This window comes from Iamia sp. SCSIO 61187 (assembly GCF_019443745.1).
Taxonomy (GTDB): domain Bacteria; phylum Actinomycetota; class Acidimicrobiia; order Acidimicrobiales; family Iamiaceae; genus Iamia.
Genome location: NZ_CP050948.1, coordinates 3,934,385 through 3,953,055, shown reverse-complemented (window position 1 = coordinate 3,953,055; position 18,671 = coordinate 3,934,385). Strand labels below are relative to the sequence as shown.

General features: G+C 70.8%; 19 protein-coding genes and 2 pseudogenes. 12 read left to right on the top strand and 9 right to left on the bottom strand.

What is annotated here, in order from left to right; all coding sequences use genetic code 11:
* The first annotated feature begins 18 nt into the window (after positions 1-18).
* From HC251_RS18945 to HC251_RS18925, 5 genes are all read left to right on the top strand, one after another.
* Positions 19-564, top strand: coding sequence for an NADH-quinone oxidoreductase subunit J (locus tag HC251_RS18945; protein ID WP_219942167.1), 546 nt, complete (start codon positions 19-21; stop codon positions 562-564).
* On the top strand, positions 561-866 hold the full coding sequence (gene nuoK, locus HC251_RS18940) for an NADH-quinone oxidoreductase subunit NuoK (RefSeq protein ID WP_219942166.1): 306 nt from the start codon (positions 561-563) through the stop codon (positions 864-866). Before HC251_RS18945 ends, nuoK begins: the two co-directional genes overlap by 4 nt.
* A gap of 74 nt (positions 867-940) precedes the next feature.
* Entirely contained in the window at positions 941-2,866 is a 1,926-nt protein-coding gene (locus tag HC251_RS18935; RefSeq protein ID WP_219942165.1) for an NADH-quinone oxidoreductase subunit L, read from the top strand.
* Positions 2,867-2,894: 28 nt separating this feature from the next.
* Entirely contained in the window at positions 2,895-4,409 is a 1,515-nt protein-coding gene (locus tag HC251_RS18930; RefSeq protein ID WP_219942164.1) for a NuoM family protein, read from the top strand.
* 19 nt (positions 4,410-4,428) lie between these two features.
* Positions 4,429-5,877, top strand: a complete 1,449-nt coding sequence (locus HC251_RS18925; protein ID WP_219942163.1) for an NADH-quinone oxidoreductase subunit N — start codon at positions 4,429-4,431, stop codon at positions 5,875-5,877.
* 177 nt (positions 5,878-6,054) lie between these two features.
* On the opposite strand, the gene HC251_RS18920 is transcribed toward HC251_RS18925, so the two are convergent.
* The 7 genes and pseudogenes from HC251_RS18920 to HC251_RS18890 form a co-directional block, all read right to left on the bottom strand.
* Positions 6,055-6,717 carry a response regulator transcription factor gene (locus HC251_RS18920; RefSeq protein WP_219942162.1) on the bottom strand — a complete coding sequence of 221 codons (663 nt, stop codon included), beginning with the start codon at positions 6,715-6,717 and terminating at the stop codon, positions 6,055-6,057.
* On the bottom strand, positions 6,714-7,910 hold the full coding sequence (locus HC251_RS18915) for a GAF domain-containing sensor histidine kinase (RefSeq protein ID WP_219942161.1): 1,197 nt from the start codon (positions 7,908-7,910) through the stop codon (positions 6,714-6,716). Before HC251_RS18915 ends, HC251_RS18920 begins: the two co-directional genes overlap by 4 nt.
* 92 nt (positions 7,911-8,002) lie before the next feature.
* Complete coding sequence (locus tag HC251_RS18910; protein ID WP_219942160.1) at positions 8,003-8,668, bottom strand: isoprenylcysteine carboxylmethyltransferase family protein; 666 nt, start codon at positions 8,666-8,668, stop codon at positions 8,003-8,005.
* 117 nt (positions 8,669-8,785) lie between these two features.
* Entirely contained in the window at positions 8,786-9,148 is a 363-nt protein-coding gene (locus HC251_RS18905) for a CorA family divalent cation transporter (RefSeq protein ID WP_255566481.1), read from the bottom strand.
* Between the two features lie 70 nt (positions 9,149-9,218).
* Positions 9,219-9,572 (bottom strand): annotated as a pseudogene (locus HC251_RS26345) (CorA family divalent cation transporter); the annotation flags it as partial.
* 14 nt (positions 9,573-9,586) lie between these two features.
* Positions 9,587-9,994, bottom strand: a complete 408-nt coding sequence (locus HC251_RS18895) for a hypothetical protein (protein ID WP_219942158.1) — start codon at positions 9,992-9,994, stop codon at positions 9,587-9,589.
* Positions 9,991-10,302 (bottom strand): hypothetical protein, encoded by a 312-nt coding sequence (locus HC251_RS18890; protein WP_219942157.1) that lies wholly within the window; start codon positions 10,300-10,302, stop codon positions 9,991-9,993. The genes HC251_RS18895 and HC251_RS18890 overlap by 4 nt, the downstream gene beginning before the upstream one ends.
* A 198-nt stretch (positions 10,303-10,500) precedes the next feature.
* Between HC251_RS18890 and HC251_RS18885 the strand changes: the two genes are divergently transcribed.
* The 3 genes from HC251_RS18885 (at position 10,501) to HC251_RS18875 (ending at position 12,401) form a co-directional block, all read left to right on the top strand.
* Positions 10,501-10,650 (top strand): hypothetical protein, encoded by a 150-nt coding sequence (locus HC251_RS18885; RefSeq protein WP_219942156.1) that lies wholly within the window; start codon positions 10,501-10,503, stop codon positions 10,648-10,650.
* A 101-nt stretch (positions 10,651-10,751) separates the two neighbouring features.
* Complete coding sequence (locus tag HC251_RS18880; protein WP_219942155.1) at positions 10,752-10,976, top strand: hypothetical protein; 225 nt, start codon at positions 10,752-10,754, stop codon at positions 10,974-10,976.
* Positions 10,977-12,401, top strand: a complete 1,425-nt coding sequence (locus tag HC251_RS18875; protein WP_219942154.1) for a molybdopterin-dependent oxidoreductase — start codon at positions 10,977-10,979, stop codon at positions 12,399-12,401.
* A 25-nt stretch (positions 12,402-12,426) separates the two neighbouring features.
* On the opposite strand, the gene HC251_RS18870 is transcribed toward HC251_RS18875, so the two are convergent.
* Positions 12,427-13,065: a hypothetical protein gene (locus HC251_RS18870; RefSeq protein ID WP_219942153.1), complete on the bottom strand. Its 639-nt coding sequence runs from the start codon at positions 13,063-13,065 to the stop codon at positions 12,427-12,429.
* A 209-nt stretch (positions 13,066-13,274) separates the two neighbouring features.
* On the opposite strand from HC251_RS18870, the gene HC251_RS18865 reads away from it, so the two are divergent.
* From HC251_RS18865 to HC251_RS26340, 4 genes and pseudogenes are all read left to right on the top strand, one after another.
* On the top strand, positions 13,275-14,801 hold the full coding sequence (locus HC251_RS18865) for a multicopper oxidase family protein (RefSeq protein ID WP_219942152.1): 1,527 nt from the start codon (positions 13,275-13,277) through the stop codon (positions 14,799-14,801).
* A gap of 21 nt (positions 14,802-14,822) precedes the next feature.
* The gene (locus tag HC251_RS18860) at positions 14,823-16,151 is read left to right on the top strand and encodes a class I SAM-dependent methyltransferase (protein ID WP_370651259.1); all 1,329 of its coding nucleotides are present in this window, start codon (positions 14,823-14,825) and stop codon (positions 16,149-16,151) included.
* A gap of 103 nt (positions 16,152-16,254) precedes the next feature.
* A pseudogene (locus HC251_RS18855) lies at positions 16,255-16,984 on the top strand (LemA family protein).
* The gene (locus tag HC251_RS26340) at positions 16,884-17,354 is read left to right on the top strand and encodes a YgcG family protein (RefSeq protein ID WP_219942149.1); all 471 of its coding nucleotides are present in this window, start codon (positions 16,884-16,886) and stop codon (positions 17,352-17,354) included. The pseudogene HC251_RS18855 and the gene HC251_RS26340 overlap by 101 nt, the downstream one beginning before the upstream one ends.
* Before the next feature lie 88 nt (positions 17,355-17,442).
* On the opposite strand, the gene HC251_RS18845 is transcribed toward HC251_RS26340, so the two are convergent.
* Positions 17,443-18,615: a site-2 protease family protein gene (locus tag HC251_RS18845; protein WP_219942148.1), complete on the bottom strand. Its 1,173-nt coding sequence runs from the start codon at positions 18,613-18,615 to the stop codon at positions 17,443-17,445.
* Positions 18,616-18,671 lie beyond the last annotated feature (56 nt).

Below are 18,671 nucleotides of genomic sequence, written 5' to 3'. Positions count from 1 at the left end.
CGGTCGCTGGTTGTGGACGTGCTGTTCTGGTGCTTCGCCGCCGGAAGTGTGGTCACCGGGTACCTGGTCTTCCGGACTGACTCCATGGTCCGCGCCGCGTTCTGGCTGCTGGCCTCCTTCGTCGGGGTGGGCGCCATCCTGGTGATGCTGGCAGCCGAGTTCCTCGGCGTGGTGCTGATCCTGATGATGGCCGGCGAGATGCTGATCATGGCTGTCGTCATGGTCATGTACATGATGAACCCGGCCGGCTTGAACCCGATGTTCATGGTGCACCAGCACCGCTTCGCCGTGGCCGCCGGCATCGTGTCGTTCGCCGGCCTCTCCGTGGTCGGCCTTACGGTCGACTTCCCCGACCAGCAGGTCGACGCCTCGGTCGACGCCACCACCGAGCTCGGCTTCGAGCTCCTCGGCGACTCGATGCTGGTGTTCCAGACCGCCGGCGTCGCCCTGCTGGCCACGATGATCGGCGCGATCGCGCTGGCCAGCCGCAACGGTCGGTTCGGGACGGCCGACGAGGGGTCACGGGAGCCGGCGCTGGAGATCGAGGAGCTGGAGTCGCCGTGACCCTCGAGGCCCTGCTCGTCGTCGCAGCGGCGTTGTTCGCGATCGGCCTCTACGGGGCGATCAGTCAGCAGTCCTTCGTCATGTTGATGATGGGCCTCGAGCTCATGATCAACGGTGCCCTGCTCGCGCTCATCGCGCTCTGGGCACTCAGCACCGGGGGCAATCCCCAAGGACAGATGCTGGCGATCGTGTTCATGACCGTGATGGCGATCGAGATGGCACTCGGGTTCGCCCTCATCACCAACGTGTACCGGGTGCGCCGGGCCGACATCACCGAGAAGCTGCGGAAGCTCAAGGGATGACGGTCGCGCTCCTCCTGCTCCTCCCCGCTCTCGGGTCCGCGTCGGTCCTGGGGCTGCGGCGGCGCTCCCGCGCCGTGGGTGTCGTTGCGGTCGGCTCGGCGGTTGCGACCATCGCCGTCGCCGTGATGGCGGCTTGGGCTGAACCCGAGCTGGCATGGCGCTGGAGCCACACCCTCGAGCTGTGCGTCGCAGTCAACGGCTTCGCCCGGATCATGGTGGTCCTCATCCCCGTCGTGGCGGCACCCGTGCTGGCCTACGCCGCCGCCACGGTGGAGGAGGGGCGGACCCGACTGCTCGCCCTCCTGCTGGCGTTCGTCGCCGCCATGGAAATCCTCGTCGTGGCGACCGACCTGCTCGTTCTGTTGCTCGCGTGGGAGCTGATCGGCGCCTTCTCATGGGCGCTCATCGGACACAGCTGGCGGGATCGGTCCAACGGCGCCGCCGCGGCACAGGCGTTCATCACTACCCGCATTGGCGACCTCGGCCTCTACGTGGCCGCAGGCATGACGTTCGCGGCGACGGGCGCGCTGGGATACGACGACCTCGCAGCCGTCGACGGCGGTCGCCGGCACGCCTTGGCCGCAGGCCTGCTCCTCGCCGTCGTCGCCAAGTCAGCGCAGCTCCCCTTCTCCCCCTGGTTGTTCGCGGCCATGGCGGGCCCAACCCCGGTGTCGGCGCTGCTGCACTCGGCCACACTGGTCTCGGCAGGCGCCTACCTCCTCATCCGCCTGGCGCCGGCACTGGAGCCGACGGGATGGTTCCTGCCCGCCGTCGCCGGCGTCGGCTTGGCGACCGCCCTGGCCGGTGGCGTCATCGCAGTGCTGCAGTCGCAGGCGAAGTGGGTCCTCGCCGCCTCGACGTCGGCGCAGTACGGGTTGATGTTCGTAGCGATCGGCGCCGGTTCGACCGTCGCCGCCGGCGCCCAGCTCGTCACCCATGCAGCGTTCAAGTCGTTGCTGTTCCTCGCCGCCGGCGTGGCGATCCACGCGGCAGGCAGCGGCGACCTGGGCGGAATGCGGCTCGGCCGGGCGCTGCCGCGCGTCGCTGGACTGTCGCTCGTGGGTGCCGCCGCCCTCGCCGCCATCCCGCCGCTCGGCGCGGCTTGGGCGAAGCAGGAGATCGGCGCGGCCGCAGCGCACCGCAGCACGTGGCTCCTCCTCGGAGTGCTCGTCGCCGGCGCCCTGAGCGTCGCGTACGCCTTCCGGTTCCAGCTCCTGGCCTTCGGGCGAGGTCCCGCCGACGACGCCATTGGTCGCCGCGTCGACGCGCAACCGACGCCGGCGGAATGCTGGTCGCTCGGCGTCCTCGCCGCCATCACCGTTGCTCTCTCCGTTTTGTGGCTTCCGGGCAGCGGCGAGGTCCTGGAGCGGGCGACGGGCGGTGAACTGTACGAGGCCCCCCTGTGGGAGCTGGGGGTGACGCTCGGCCTCACCGCCGCCGTCGTCTCCGGCGTGCTCTGGGCGTGGCGAACCGGTCGCCTGCACGCATCAACACCGAAGGGAACCCTGGCGGTGGTGGCCGACTGGTACGGCCTGGCCCGGCTGAGCCGGGTGGCCGTCGTCGACCCGACGTTGGCACTGTCCCGCGGGCTCGCCCGCTTCGACGACCGGGTCGTGGACGCCGGGGTGCGTGGCGCCGAGCGGCTGACCCGCACGCTGTCGCGGCTGGCCTGGGGACGCGCCGAGTGGAGCCTCGACGCCTTCGTGCGCGGCCTGGCCGGAGCGGTGGGCCTCGGGGCCCGGGGGACCCGCAGGGCAGACGAGCAATCGGTCGATGGTGCCGTCCGGGCGCTGGCGGCCCTCACCCTCAAGGGCGCCCATGCTTCCGGTGTCGCCGACGACCGCGTCGTCGACGGGGCGGTCGAGGGTTCTGCATGGCTCGTCGGTGTCGGTGGGCATGCAAGCCGCAAGCTGCAGACCGGCCAAGCGCACCACTACTACGCCCTCGTTGCGGTGGGCGTCGTCGTCGCCGCCGTACTCCTTCTGGCCCTGTCGAGCTGATTCCGACGCCGACGCTCATGGAGCTCTTGTGCTGACCATCGCCATCTTCCTGCCGATCGCTGCCGCCGCCGTGTTCGCCCTCCTCCCTCGGCGCCTGCGATCCGATGTGGGACCAGCAGCCGACGACCCATGGGCATCCCGGCTCCGTCTGATCGCCAGTGTGGTCGGCGTCGTGCCATTGGTCATCCTCCTCGGGGCCTGGGCCCGGTTTGACGGCGGCGACCGCTTCGAGCTCGTCGAGTCGAGCGAGTGGATCCCAACGCTCGGTGTCGGCTATCGGGTCGGCGTGGACGGGCTGTCGCTCCCGCTCGCCCTCATGACCGCGCTCGTGTTCGCCGTTGCGATCGCGTACCCGGTCGATCTGCGCGGTCGGCCAGGGCCCTACTACGCGCTCATGCTCTTCCTCGAGGGCGTCTCGGTCGGCCTGTTCCTGTCGCTGGACCTCTTCCTCTTCTTCGTGTTCTGGGACCTGAGCCTCGTGGGCATCTACTTCCTGATCGGCGCATGGGGGCACGGCGACGCCCAACGCTCGGCGCTGAAGTTCTTCGTCTACACCTTCGCCGGTTCGCTGGCTCTCCTGCTCGCCATCCTCGGTCTGTACCTCGCCACCGAACCACGGACGTTCGACATGGCAGAGATCATCCGCCAGCAGCCTCTTCCCGCAGGCGGCGTCTACGCCACGCTCGTCTTCCTCGGGTTCTTCGTCGGTTTCGGGGTCAAGACACCGATCGTGCCCTTCCACACCTGGCTCCCTCCCGCCCACGTCGACGCCCCCGGCCCCGCATCAGCCGTCCTCGCAGGCGTTCTGCTCAAGATGGGCACGTACGGCTTCGTGCGCGTCCTCATGTCGATGCAACCGGAAACGTTCGCCCGCTTCGCGTTCCCGATCGGCGTCCTCGCCGTCGTCTCCATCGTCTACGGCTCGCTCGTGGCCATGGCCCAGACGAACCTCAAGCGGCTCATCGCCTACACCAGCGTCAACCACATGGGCTACGTGATGCTGGGGCTATCGGCTGCCGGCGCCAGCATCGCCGGTCAAGAAGGCGCCCAAGCGCTGGCCCTGACCGGCGCCACGCTGGAGATGGTGGCCCATGGCCTCATCACCGGCGCGCTGTTCCTCGTCAGCGGATCGATCCTCACCCGAGGGAAGACCTACGAGATGGAGGAGTACGGCGGCCTCGCCGGGCGAGCACCCGCACTCACCGGGATTACCGTTGTTGCGGTCTTCGCCAGCCTCGGCCTGCCGGGTCTCGCCGGATTCGTCGCCGAGTTCCAGGTGTTCGCCGGTGCCCTCGCCGTCTACCCGTGGCTCGCAGGCATCGGGCTGCTCGGCATCGTCATCACCGCTGCACTCTTCCTGCGCATGCTTCAGCAGGTGTTCCTCGGTCCCCTCCCGGATCGGTGGACGGCATGGCCGGACCTGGGATGGGTCGAACGGTTGACCCTCGGCACGCTCGTCGTCCTCATCATCGGCATCGGCGTCGCTCCGGCACTGCTGCTCGACGTGATCGACACCTTCGCCAGCCCCTTCGTCGGCCGATAGCGCACGAAGGTCGGCGACGGTGGACGACACCAGTGGCTCCGCAGCGATGGACATGGGCTCCATGCTGGGCGATGTCATCCCCGAGCTGGTCCTCGTCGTCGGCGGCGTCATCGTCCTGCTCTACGCCCTTGCCGCGCCCCGACGCCTCCAGAGCGGCGCAGCCGTCCTGGCGCTCCTCACTGTCGCCGTCGCCGCAGCGACCACCATCCCGATGCTGGACGGGCCCGAGGCATACACGTTCGCAGAGACCTACGCCCGCGACCTGCCGGCCGTCTGGGCCAAGCTGATAGTCCTGGTCGCGACCGCTGCCGTGATCGCGCTCTCTTTGCCCTGGTTCCGCGGCGATCCTCGCAGCGGCGAGTACTACTCCTTGCTGCTGTTCTCCTCCCTCGGTGCCGTGCTCCTTGCCGGCGCGACGGACCTCAAGCAGTTCGTCACCTCGATGCTGCTGTCGTCGGCCACGGGCTACGTCCTCACCGCCTACCACCGGTTGTCCCGCACCTCCGCCGAGGCGGGCATCAAGTACTTCCTGCTGGGCGCCCTCACCAGCGCCAGCATGCTGATCGGCGTCGCCTACCTCTTCGGGCTCGGCGGGACCACGACGTTGACCGGCCTGCGCACGGGCCTTGTCTCGGAGAGCGGACCAGGCTTGGCCGTCGCCGCCGCCCTGGTGATCGTCGCCGTGGCGTTCAAGCTCGGCGCCGTGCCCGCACACGCGTGGATGCCCGACGTCGCCGAAGGTGCGCCGGCACCTGTCGCGGCCTTGGTGTCGTCCGTGCCCAAGGTCGGGGCGTTCCTGTTCCTCGCACGCCTGGTGCTGGTCCTGCCACCGGACGGGCTCGGGTGGCGACCCCTCGTCGCCGTCATCGCCGCCGCCACGATGACGCTTGGCAACCTGGCCGCGCTGTGGCAGGACGACGTGCGCCGCCTGCTGGGCTGGTCATCGGTCTCCCAGACCGGCTACGGACTGCTCGCCATCGTCGCTGTGGAGCGCAGCGAGCTCGCCCTGTCGTCGCTGCTGTACTTCCTCCTCGCCTACGTGCTCGCCAACGTCGCTGCCTTCGGCGTCGTCGTACAGCTCCGGGGGCGCACAGACCGTGTCGCATACGCAGGTCTGGCACGTGCCCGTCCGCTCCTGGCCGCCACGCTGACCATCACGCTTCTCTCGTTCATCGGCGTGCCCCCACTCGCTGGCTTCGCCGCCAAGCTGAGCTTGTTCGCGGCCTCCATCGACGCGGGCTACGGCTGGCTCGCGGTCCTGGGAGCCCTCAACACGGTGGTGTCCATCGCGTACTACGTCCGCGTGCTTGCCCCGATGTACTTCGACGCACCGTCGGGTCCGGTCCCGGTCCTCAGCCGCGCTGCTGGGCTCGCCGCCGTCGTCACCGGCGGGGCCGTGGTGCTCGTCGGCCTCGGCGCAGAGCCGTTCTTCCGAGCATTCGATGGGATCAACCTGCTCCCCGGCTGATGGTTCCACGAAGCGGATGTGTCGACGCGCCGGTGGCGCGACGGCCGGCCGTTCCCGCCGACATCGTCGGTCGTGGGCGCTCGCCCGCCATGGAACCATCGGATCTCGGCGTCATCCGGACGGGCCGCTGATCCACTCGAGGGTTGATGGCGCAGAGCGGACGGCGGGGTCCCGCGGCTACCCGTCGGCGTCGGGCAAGCCTTCGAGAACCCCATGGTCCCTCGCGTAGCGGACGAGATCCGCACGGGTCTTGAGGGCGAGCTTCTGCTGCACGTGCGCCCGGTGGGACTCGACGGTTCGGACCGACACGTAGAGCTCCGCGGCGATCTCGGCGTTGGTGTTGCCGAGGGCGACGAGGCGGAGCACCTCGACCTCCCGCCCGGACAGCTCGCCGCCCGGTCCGGCGATGCGGGCTGTGGCCTCGGCGCCGAGCAGCGCAGCGCCCAGCCGCGGGTGGACGTATTCCTCTCCGCGGGCGACCTGGCTGATGGCCTGCACCAGCTCGATGTCGGCGGCGTCCTTGACGAGGTACCCGCGCGCTCCGGCGTCGAACGCCTTGCGCAGGTACGCGACGTCGTCGTGGACGGTCAGAACCAGCACCGCCGTCGCCGGACTGACGACGAGTACCTGTCGCGTCGCCTCGATGCCGTTCGTGCCGGGCAATCCGAGATCCATGACGAACACATCGGGTCGCTCCGCCCGGGCCAGCTCGACCGCCTCTGCCGCCGACCCGGCCTCGCCGACGACGTCGAAGCCCGGCTCGTCGTCGACGATGCGGCGCAGCCCGCTCCGCACGACCGCATGGTCGTCGCACAGTGCGACCCGGGTCGGCTCGCTCAACGGGGCACCTTCACCACGATCGACGTCCCTGCGCCCGGAGCTGAGGTGATCTGCAGGTTGCCGTCGACGAGCAGCGCACGTTCCCGCATCCCGGCCAGGCCCAGTGAGCGCAGCACCCCGTCGTCGACGGCGAAGCCCACGCCGTCGTCGATGATGACGGCCCGGACGTGGTCTGGCTCGATCGACACCTCGACGGTCGCGCGACTGGCCCGTGCGTGGCGCACCACGTTGGTCAGGCTCTCCTGCACGACTCGGTAGACGACCGTCTCGATCTCCGATCTGAGCTCGGCCTCGTCCCCATCGGCAGCGATCTGCACCCGGATCGGCAGGTCGAACCGGCCGGAGACCTCGGTGGCGAGCCGGCGGACCGCCGCCGGCAGCCCGACGTCGTCGAGGACCGTGGGCCGGAGATCGAAGGCGAGCTGACGCACCTCGTCGAGAGCCTGGGCGACGAGACCTCGCACTTCGTCGGTGTGGAGTCGGGCGTCGGCCACGTCGCACGGTTCGCCGGAGAGGGAGCCGTCGACCAGCCGGAGCCCGAGGAGTACGGAGGTCAGAGATTGCCCGACCTGGTCGTGGAGGTCGCGTGCGACGCGGGCGCGCTCGGCTTCTTGGGCCGCTATGACCTGACCGAGCAGGTCCGTCTGGGCCTGCGACCGGGCCTGGACGAGCGCTAGCTCCCGCTCGGCATCGACCAGCATCGCTGCCTCGATGGCCGCCGCTGCGAACGCGGCCAGTGTGGCGACCAGCCGTTCGTCCTCGTCGTCGAACGAGTCGGTTCCTCGCTTCTCGGTCAGGTAGAGGTTCCCGAACCGGCGGCCCGCCACCCGGACCGGCACCCCGAGGAACGAACGCATGGGGGGGTGTGCCGCGGGCAGCCCGCAGGACCGCGGGTCCGCTCCGAGGTCCACGAGCCGGATCGGGCCGTCTGCGGCGATGACGTCACCGAGGAGACCCTTGCCCTGGGGCAGCCGTCCGATGCGGACGACTGTCTCGTCGTCCATCCCGTGGTGGACGAACTGCTCGATGTGCCCCGCGCGGTCGTAGACGCCCAAGGCGGCGTACCTCGCGCCGGCCACGTCGGCAGCACATTCGACGAGGCGCTCGAGGATGCGCGGGAGGTCGTGCTCGCCGGCGAGCTCCAGCGCCGCCTCGAGCAGTGCGGGCAGCCGGTCGACTTCCTGGTGGGCCATGGCCTACGCCCACGTCTCTATCAACGACATCGTGTAGGAGATCGTACCCACCGGGGCGGTGGGTGGCATGGCCGGGAGCAGGGGTCTGGGCGTCACCACCGTGGGCGGGTGCGGGGGGCTCGATCTGTGGCCCATCCCCTCAGGCGGGGGAGGAACCGGGGAGTCGCCGCAGCGTAGGCATGCCACGCCTCGCCGAACTCTGTGGCCGCCGTCTTCTCCTCTTGGATCGAGAGTCGCCGGTAGATCCACACCAGCACCGGGAACATCAGGAGCGTGGGGATCGTCGGCCACTGGAGGAGGAAGCCGAAGGTGATGGAGAGGAAGCCGGCGTACTGGGGGTGGCGCACTCGCAGGTAGGGCCCCCTCGTCGCCACGGTCCCGGCCTTGGCGGCGCGGAGCAGGACGGGCCAGGCGGCGGCGATGATCCAGAACCCGAGGCCGATGAACACGTAGCTGGCGAGGTGGAACGGGCTGAGGTGAGGGTCTCCCTCCCAACCGATGAGCTCGCTCCAGAGGTGACCGCCGTCATGGGTGAGGGTCAGGCTCTTGAAGCGGCTGCCCAGCCACCCGGACAGGAGGTAGATGGTGAGCGGGAACCCGTACATCTCAACCATGAGGGCGACGATGAACGACGAGAAGGCCCCCATGGCCTTCCAGTCGCGGCTCGAGCGGGGGTGGAAGAAGCTCGCCGCGAAGATGATGAACACCGCCGAGTTGATGATGACCAGGAACCAGAGTCCGTAGCCGTACGAGCCCACGGTGCACCTCCGTCGTCTTGCGCCCGGTGTTGGGCGATCTGATGCACCGATCGCGCCACGATCGGGGTGCTCGGGGCATCCGGGTGGACGGCTGATCGAGTGCGGCGAACTACGGGTTCAGGCGGCGGCGGGTCCGCTCGCTCCTGGGCGCACCAACACGGCCATCGCAACGATCACGATGTACAGCTCCTCGGACACGGCGCCGTGCTCTCGCCGCATGAGGCTGCTGACCGCTTCGCGCAGGGGGACGGCGAGGCGGTGGAAGCGGACCTTGGCGCGGCGCATGTCGAACCAGCGCCGCTGCTCGTCGGGGTTGAGGGGGCGCTCGGAGAAGATGCTGTCGCTGACCTCGTCGTAGTAGTCGTCGAAGGCTTGGATGGTGTCGAAGTAGCCGTCGACGACGACGTCGAGCAGGCCGTAGAGCAAGAAGCTCATCCCGTGGGTAGCGAGGTCGGGCGAGCGGTCCCAGCGCTGGAGCACAGGCTCGATCGGGAACCCGGCGTCCTTCGCGGACGGTGATCAGCCAGCGCTGGTTGAGGAACGCGTCGATCTCGGTCTCGACGAAGCAGCCGCGTGCGGCGTCGAGGTGGACGGCGTGGCACGACAGGAACAGGTGCCTGGCGTAGTGGTCGAGCTTCGGTCGCTGATGCGGGCCGAGGGCGTCTTCGACGGCGAGCTCGTGCAGGCCGAGCTCGGCGTCGAGCTCGGCGAGCTGCTTCCTGGTGGGCGTGCAGAAGTCCACCACACCACGATGTCGGGCTCTTCGAGGTAGTCCGAGACGTCGGCGAGAGGGAAGCCCTCGGCGTCGAGAACGCCGTCGCGGTACACCCTGGTCGTCACGTCGCCCACGGCGAGCCTCCACTGTTTCGGTGGGGATCGCCGAAGCGGTCCCACCGGTCGACATCTCCGTCTCCGGCCTTACCGGTCGGTCGCCTCGACCCTGGCGGCGAAGCCGTCGAGCTCAGCGACGGTCGGCTCGTGGGCCCAGATCTCGACGCCGGCCAGAACGTCGCGGTAGCGCTCAGCCTGGCCGGCAGGGACGACGACCCGGATGGGGCGGTTGCCGTCGGTCAGCGCCTGGTACTGCTCGAGGATCTCCCGATGCTCGACCCGGTCGAGGTCGAGGTCGAGCTCGAACACGATGCCGTGGGCCGACTCGAACTTCGGGCAGCCCAGCCCCCCAAGCAAGGGGCACGGTCGATCCTGCGGCCCACGGCACACCTCGACGGGGTGCCCGGTCCGCTCGAGGAACGACACGTCGAAGTGCTCGTCCATGCCGGGCGGGATGTCGAGCAGGATGAGACCTTCGCGCCGGCCGTCCATCATACGGCCCGCCCTGGCCCGGTGCTCGTGGGCCCGATGCGGTCATCGCCCGGCGTCGGAGCCGGGTTCGCCGGCGTCCCGTGCCCGCCGTGGCTGCCGTGGCCGCTGCGGTGCTCGTCGCGGTCCTCGGGCCGGCCCGGCTGGCGCTGATTGCCGTGGCCACCGTGACCGCCGTGGCCGCCGTGACCGCCGTGGCCGAGGTGCATCCACACCATGCCGACCACGAGCAGGATGAAGATCCAGTTCGATGCGAGCCAGCCCATGATGGTCTCCTCCTTTTTTCTTTGCTTCGCGGTTGTTGACTCGATCATCTGCGCTCGGATCGGTTCCGCCATCAGGGGTGGCCACGGGTTGCGCGTGCGGCCGGCCCGCAAGCCTCACGGCCGGTGGGCCGGGCGACGCCGTTTGCGGCTACAGGCTTCCCGCAGGCGATGTCGGGAGCTGGCGCGGATGGCTCAGACGGAGCCGTGACGGAGGATCACGGCACCGAACGAGAAAGGAGAATCGACATGGAGATGTACTTCTTCCACTACTCTGCGTTCGTGATGCAGCTGCTGCTCGGGCTCGTCGTGGCGCTTGTCTCGATCGAGCTGTGGCGGCTCAACGCCCCGGACGCACGCCGCCTGTCTCGCCGCAACCACCGGCCGCTGTTGCGATGAGCCCCGCCGCGGCCAGGCCCGGGACGAACGACCGTGGCCGCATATCGGCAAAATGGGCGACCGAGACCGCGCCCGGCCTCCGTCGCCCCTCGTGCGCTCCGGTGCAGCCAGCCGAGCCCGTCTCCCGCCGCCGTCTGATCAGGTTCGGCGCCGTCGCCATCGCCGCGGCCCTGCTCGTGGCGCTCGCCATGCGAGCCGTCGGCGCGATGACCGCCGTGACCGCCCTCGAGCTCGAGGCCATCATGGGTCTGCTCGTCTGGCTTGTGTTCGGCCGCACGATTTCGGCCACGCTGCTGCCGCGACCGCGGTCGACGCACGACCGATAGATGAGCGACCCCGCCCGCCTCGTGGGTGGCGTCGCCGGTGTCGCGGCAGGCGAGCTGATCGCTGCGGTGACCAGGAGCGTGGGCCCGACCGACGCGGTCTCCCGGCTGGTGGCGGACCGGCTCCCGCTCGCCGCCGTGGAGGCGGCCGTGTTCCGCCTCCACCGGCGGGACAAGACCGCGCTCCGGCTGACGAGCGCAGCGTCGCTGGCGTCCCTCGGCGCGGGGGCCGCCGGCTCCCGCCGATCGCCCGGGACCCGGCTCCGAAGAGCCGCATTGACTGTCGCCGTCACCGCGGTCGCGCTGCGGCGACCGCCTCGCCGACCGGGGGCCACGGTCCTGGTCGCCGTGACGCAGACCGTCGTCGCCGCCGCGGCCACCGGGGTGGCACGGCGCCGGCCCATCGCTGCGTCCGCCACCACCGCGGCCGCCGCGGCGGCCGCCGTCGCCGCGCACCGACGACGCCGGCGGGCCGAGGCCGCCGCCTCATCGACGGGCCCGCCACCGCTGGCTGCTGTCCCGCCGACTGACGGTGCCGAGACCTGGGATCACCCCACGCCGCTGGTCACGCCCTTGGACCAGTTCCATGTCACCGACGTCAACTTCGGTGCCCCCGCCGTGCGTCGGGACACCTGGCGGCTGGTGATCACCGGTGAGGTGGCCCACCCCAAGCAGCTGGACTTGGCGACGCTCCTCGCTCTCGGAACGGTCGACGTCGACGCCGCGCTGGTGTGCATCCACAACCGCGTCGGCTGGGAGCGGGCGGCCAACGCCCGCTGGCAGGGCGTGCCGCTCGCGTCGCTGCGCGATCTCGTCGGGGCGAAGCCGACGGCGACCCACGTTGTCACGAGGTCCGTCGACGGGTTCACCATCTCGCTGCCGGTGGCCGAGCTCGAGGCCTCGGGGTTGGACGCGTACATCGCGGTCGGGATGAACGGGCAGCCGTTGACCACCGCCCACGGGTTCCCGGCCCGCTTCCTCGTGCCCGGCCTCTACGGGCAGTTCGCGGGCGTGAAGTGGCTGACGGGCCTCGACTTCACCGACCGCCACGTTCCCGGCGACTGGGAGCGACGGGGGTGGCCACCCGGTGCCGTGACGGCGCGCACCCACTCCCGGATCGACGGCGCCCGCCAGGTGGGCGCCACGATGATCGTGTCAGGTGTGGCGTGGGCGCCACCCGACGGTGTCGCCGCCGTGGAGCTGTCCGTCGACGGCAGCCCGTGGGTCACCGCCGAGCTGGCCGACTCGCTCGGCCCCCTGGCGTGGCGAAGGTGGCGGTACCGGCCCGTATTGGCGCCTGGAACGCACCGCATCCGAACTCGCGCGGTTCGCGGCGACGGCCAGGTCCAGGACGGCGAACCCAGACCGCCGTTCCCGTCGGGTGTGACCGGCTACCACGAGGTCGTCGTCACCGTCGCCGACGGGTGACCCGCCGGCGTTGGTCACCGGTGAGCTACGGCGTGGGCACCGGTGCCGACCGTTCGAGGATCGGCGCCGCCGTGCGCACCTCGAGACGGTCGCCAAGCGCGCCCCTCAGCCGGTCGCCGGACGGGGTCGACGTGACGACGACTGTGGCGATGCCGCGGAGCCGGCTGTGGAGTGCCACGGCGGCGGCGGGCCGGCCCTCGAGGATCACCTGGCCGGGTGCCGGGCTCGTAATCGCGGCGGCCACAGCGGCAAGAGCGCGGCGGGCACGGCGCAGCGACCCCTCACGGGCGCTGCGATCGAGGGTGTCGCGACCGACGACGACCGCCAGCTCGACGGGCCCTCCGACGGCGTCGGCCGCCGCAGCCTGCGCCGCCCGGCTTCCCGGATCGTCCGCGTCGACGACGACGAGCACCGCCGGCGCGCAACCCGCACTCCCACCGGGGCCGTCGGCCACGACGACGGGTGGTCGGCGCGCGGCGCGCCGGGCGCAGATGACGGCCGCGGGGACGGCGAAGGGGCCGAGGACAAGCCCGATCACGGCCCACAGGCCACCGTCGTGCCCTCGCCGGGACATGACCGCCCAGATCACCGCAGCGGCAGCGGCCCAGCCAAGCCGGATGGCCACCTCGCTCCAGATCGCCCACTGCGGAAGCGGCATGTGCACCGCTGGACCCTCCTTCGGCTTCCGAGGATGCTGGTTCGATCCTCCGCCCGGCGATTGGCGACACGCATCGCCGCCGCCCACGGATCTGCGCAGGGGGAAGGCCGCAGGAGGGATCCGCAGTTGCTGCGGATGCCGCGCCTGGCGCCAGCGGGTCTACTCGAGGCCTGGCAGTGTCGCGTTGCCGCCACGTCGACTGCTGAGGAGCGCAGATGTCAGGTCCCTTCATCACCCGCCGCCGGTTCCTGGTCCTCGCTGGCGGGACCGCCGGCGCCGCCGCCGGGGGCGGGCTGCTGCTTGCCTCCCGGGACGACCCACCGTCGATCGTCACCGCCGGCTCGCCCCGGGTCGCCGCCGTCGAGCAGCGCCGCCGCCGGCAGGGCGCGGCGATCACCGACGTGGCCTTCGCGGCGGCGCCACTGACTGCAAGCACCGCGGCCGGGCGCCAGACCTGGGCGTACGGGGACACGGTCCCGGGCCGTGAGATCCGCATGCGCGCCGGCAGCGTGCTGCGAGCCGCGTTCACCAACGACTTGCCCGAACCGACGACGGTGCACTGGCACGGGATCGCACTACGCAACGACATGGACGGCGTCCCCGGTGTCACCCAGCCGCCGGTGGCACCGGGCGAGCGGTTCGACTACGAGTTCACCGCCCCCGACCCCGGCACCTACTTCTTCCATCCCCACGTCGGACCCCAGCTCGACCGCGGCCTCTACGCGCCGCTCATCGTCGAGGACCCCAACGAGCCAGGCGACTACGACCGCGAGCTCGTCCTCGTCCTCGACGACTGGCTCGCCGGTGCCGATCCGGACACCGTCCTCGCCGAGCTCCGCGACTCAGGCATGGGCGGCATGGACATGGGCTCCGATGACACAGGAATGGACATGGGCGATGGCGGCATGGACATGGGGCCGTCGGGCCTCGGCATGGACGTCGGCGACGTCGACTACCCGACCTACGTCATCAACGGCCGCCCACCCGAGGACCCGTTCACCTTCGAGGCCAGCCGGGGCGAGCGCATCCGGCTCCGCATCATCAACGCCGGCTCCGACCGCCCCTTCCGGTTCGCCGTCGGCGGACACCGCCTCACCGTCACCCACAGCGACGGCTTCTCCATCGAACCGGTCACCGGCGACGCGGTCCTGCTCGGGATGGGCGAGCGCTACGACGCCGTCATCACCCTGGCCGTCGACGGCGCCATCCCCGTCGTCGCCCTTCCCGAGGGAGGCACCAGCGGCGGGCTCGCGGTGATCCGCACCGCCACCGGCACGGCGCCCACTCCCGACGTACGACCGGCCGAGCTCGAGGGCCGGCTCTTGACGCTCGCTGATCTGCGCGCCACCGAGGGCGTGACGCTGCCGCCGAGAACTCCCGACCGCACGCTCGACTTCCGGCTCGCCGGTGACATGGACAGCTACCGGTGGACACTCAACGGCCGGCCGTTCCACGAATCCCAGCTGCGCAACGCCGACCACCAGCTCCGCGAGGGCGACCGCGTTCGGCTGCGCTTCGAGAACCGGTCACCGATGTTCCACCCGATGCACCTGCACGGCCACACCTTCCAGGTGCAGCATCAGGACGGTCCCGGCGCCCGCAAGGACACCGCCATCGTCCGGCCGATGGAAACGGTCACCGCAGACTTCGAGGCGGACAACCCGGGCCAGTGGGCCCTGCACTGCCACAACATCTACCACGCTGAGGCCGGGATGATGACCGTCCTGTCCTACGTGCGCTGACACGGGTCAAGGGAAGGAACGATGCGGGACATCACGACAGAATCGCCACCGTCCGGGGCCGTGAGCCGCTGTGCAGTCGTCGGCCATGGGCCCGCTGCCGAAGCCGCCGTCCCGCTCGCCGCCACGCTCCTCGGCGCGGTGCCGGTGCGGCTCGAGCTGTGGGACGGCACGAGCGTCGGCCCGGACGACGAGTCCTGCACCATCCGGCTCCGCTCGCCCGACGCGCTGCGGCGGGTGCTGTGGTCACCCGGCGAGCTCGGCATCGCCCGTGCCTTCGTAGCCGGCGACGTCGACGTCGACGGCGACCTGTACGAGGCGATCAGGGCGCTGCGCCCCGCCGCCGCGAACCTGCGGTCCGGGTGGCGCGCACTGCCTCGCACGGCCGCCGCCGCCCGGCGCCTCGGCGCCGTCGGCCGGCCCCCGGCGCCTCCCCCGGAAGAGGCACGACCCCGAGGCCGACGCCACTCCACCGCCCGCGACGCAGAGGTCGTCGGGCACCACTACGACGTCGGCAACGACTTCTATCGTCTCGTGCTCGGGCCGTCGATGACCTACTCCTGCGCGCGGTTCGCCGATCCGGCGATGTCGCTCAACGATGCGCAGGCGTCCAAGCATGACCTGGTGTGCCGCAAGCTCGGCCTCCACGAGCGGCCGGGCATGCGCCTCCTCGACGTCGGGTGCGGATGGGGATCGATGGCGATCCACGCCGCCCGCCACTACAGCGCCGACGTCGTCGGCGTGACGATCAGCCGGGAACAGCACGACGCGGCCCGGCGGAGGGTCGAAGAGGCCGACCTCGCCGACCGGGTCGAGATCCGGCTGCAGGACTACCGCGACCTCCGCGGCGAGCGCTTCGACGCCATCTCCTCGATCGGGATGTCCGAGCACGTGGGCAAGCCCCGCATCGCCGAGTACTTCTCGACGCTTTCGGCCCTGCTGGCCCCCAGCGGTCGGCTGCTCAACCACGCCATCTCCTCGGTGGGTGGCTCGAAGATCGGGTCCCGGACCTTCATGGGCCGCTACGTGTTCCCCGACGGCGAGCTGCTCGACGTCGGCGACACGGTCAACGCGATGCAGGCTGCCGGGTGCGAGGTGCGCGACGTCGAGTCGCTGCGCGAGCACTACGCCCTGACGCTGCGCCAGTGGGTCGCCAACCTCGAGGAGCACTGGGACGAAGCGGTCGACCTCGTCGGCCCCCGGCGAGCCCGAGTGTGGCGGCTGTACATGGCAGCGTCCGCGGTCGGCTTCGACGACGGCGGACTCAACGTCCACCAGGTCCTCGGTGTCGTCGCCGACGCCGACGGCGCCAGCGGGATGCCCCGCACCCGCGACGGGTGGGCGACGGCCTGAGATGAGCCCCAGCGCCGACCAAGGTGGCTCTTCGGCCGGTGCGGGCAGCGGACTTGGACGCGGCGAGGGACCTCGCCACGTCGTCTTCGGTAGCTGACCAGCGATGATCGGCAACGGGGCCGGATGGTGGGCGGCCCAGGGGACGCCCGATGTGAGGCTCAATGCCGATGCACATCAGCCGGCACCCATCGACGTCAGGAGCGTTGACATGACCACCGCCATCTCTCGGATGAGGAGCGGCCGCCGCCCCCGCCGGCTGGTTACCCGTCGCCGTCGTGGTCGGCGTGCTCCTGCTGGCCGGGCTCCTGCTCGCGGTGCCGTACGACGGGCTGGTCGGCAAGGAGGCCACCGCGAGCGCGCGTTCGCCGATCTCGACGCCCAACTCCAGCGGCGCAACGACCTCATCCCCAACCTCGTCAGCGCCGTGCGCGGCGCCCTCGACCAGGAGCAAACCGTGTTCGGGGAGCTGGCCCAGGCCCGCCAGGCCTACGCCGGCGCCTGGGTCGGTGGAGGAACAGACCGCCGCCACCAGCCAGATCGAGGCCGGTCTCGGGCGTCTGCTCGCGATCGTAGAGAGCTACTCCGAGCTGCGCAGCAACGAGAACATCCGCGTCCTGCAGACCCAGCTCGAGGGCACCGAGAACCGCATCGCCCATGCCCGCCGCGACTTCAACGGCGCCGTCACCTCCTACAACGTGGCCACCCGCAGCTTCCCCCGTAGCCTCATCGCCGGTGCCTTCGGGTTCGACCGACGGCCGCTGGTCGAGGCCTCGCCCAGATCGGCCGACAACCCTGTCGTCGACCTCGGCGGCTCGACGACAACTGTGCCGTGACTCGTCGCCTCATGCTCATCCTCGCCCTCGTCGGGCTGCTGGTCGTGATGGCTGGCGCTGCCGGGGCCGACGAGCACTTCCCCGAGTTCACCCAGCCGGTCGTCGACCAAAGCCATACCGTGGCCACGGCCACCGAGCAGCGGGTCGGTGCCGAGCTGATCGACCACGAAGCACCATCGGGCAACCAGATCGCCGTCGCTGTCATCGAGAGCACGGGCACTCAGAGTCGATCGAGGACTACACGATTGACCTGGGTCGCTCGTGGGGCGTGGGGCGGCAGCGTGAAGACAGCGGCATCCTCCTCGTCATCGCCAATGGCGACCGCAAGCTGCGCATCGAGGTCGGACGAGGCTTGGAGGGCGAAGATTGACCTGCAGTCCGGCCGCATCATCCGTGAGCGCCTCGTCCCCCTGCGCTGGTCGCGGCCGGGCGGGTCGGGGCCGAGAAGGTGCGAGCCATCAGTGGTGGGAGCGGGTGGCTCCGAGCCGTCGGCCGGCGACGCGCTCGAGATCGTCGCCGGTGACGATCCCAACGACGCGATCGCCGTCGCTGACGAGGACTGGGCGATCGACCACGCTGTCGGCTCGACCGAGGAGCTCGATGACCGTGGAGGTCAGAGGGACCTGGACAAGAGCGTCGGCGGGGATCGTGATCGCCGACACCTGGGTGGCGGTGCGTTCGTCGACGGGCACGGCGCGCAGACCGTCGATGGTGACGACGCCCGCGATCCGACCGTCGAAACCTTCGACGGGCCAGACGTCGATCCGGTCGGTGAGCGCGTGGCGCTCGATGGCGTCGCCCACCGCGAGCCAGGCGGGGATGACGCTGGTGGCGGGAGTCATGGCGTCGGACATCTTGACCCCGGTGAGGGCGTGGCGGATGCGCTCGTGGGCCTTCTCGGCGCGGGCGGCGTTGAGGAGGAACCACCCGATGAAGACGAACCACAGGCCGCCGATGCCGCCGGCGACGAGGAACTGGGTCAGGCCCAGACCGATGAGGCCGTAGCCGACGACAGCGCCGGCGCTGGTGGCGATCAGGGCCGCCTGGTGGCGGTCGCCGCGCAGCCGCCACACGATGGCGCGGAGCACGCGGCCGCCGTCGAGGGGTGCGCCAGGGATGAGGTTGAACAGGCCGAGCATCAGGTTCACGCCGGCCAGCCAGCCGGTGACGCTCGCAAGGATGTGGGGGGCGGAGGTGGCTTCGACGGCAAGCGAGCCGACGCCGAAGAGCCCGGCGAGGGCGAGGCTGGCGCCTGGGCCGGCGGCGGCGATGCGCAGGTCAGCGGCGGGCGTCTCTGGCTCACGTGACAGAGAGGCGACGCCACCGAACAGCCACAGGGTGATGCCGGTGACCTCGATGCCGGACCGGCGGGCGACGACGGAGTGGGCGAGCTCGTGCGCGAGCAGCGACGCAAGGAACACCACCGCGGCGACCGCCCCAGCCGCCCAGTACGTTCCCGCTGCGTGACCGGGGGCGCCGTGGGGCAACCCACCGGTCGCGAGGCTCCACGTGAGCAGCCAGGCGATGACCAGCACGCTCCAGTTCATCCCCACCGGGAACCCGGCGACGCAGCCGAGCCGGACCTCGTCCTGTCGGGCCTGCCAGGCATGCGTGTGGGTGGGCTCGGTCATGGCGGGCTCCTCGTCGATCCAGGTCGATGCGACCAGTGTGGATGGCGTCGTCGGGG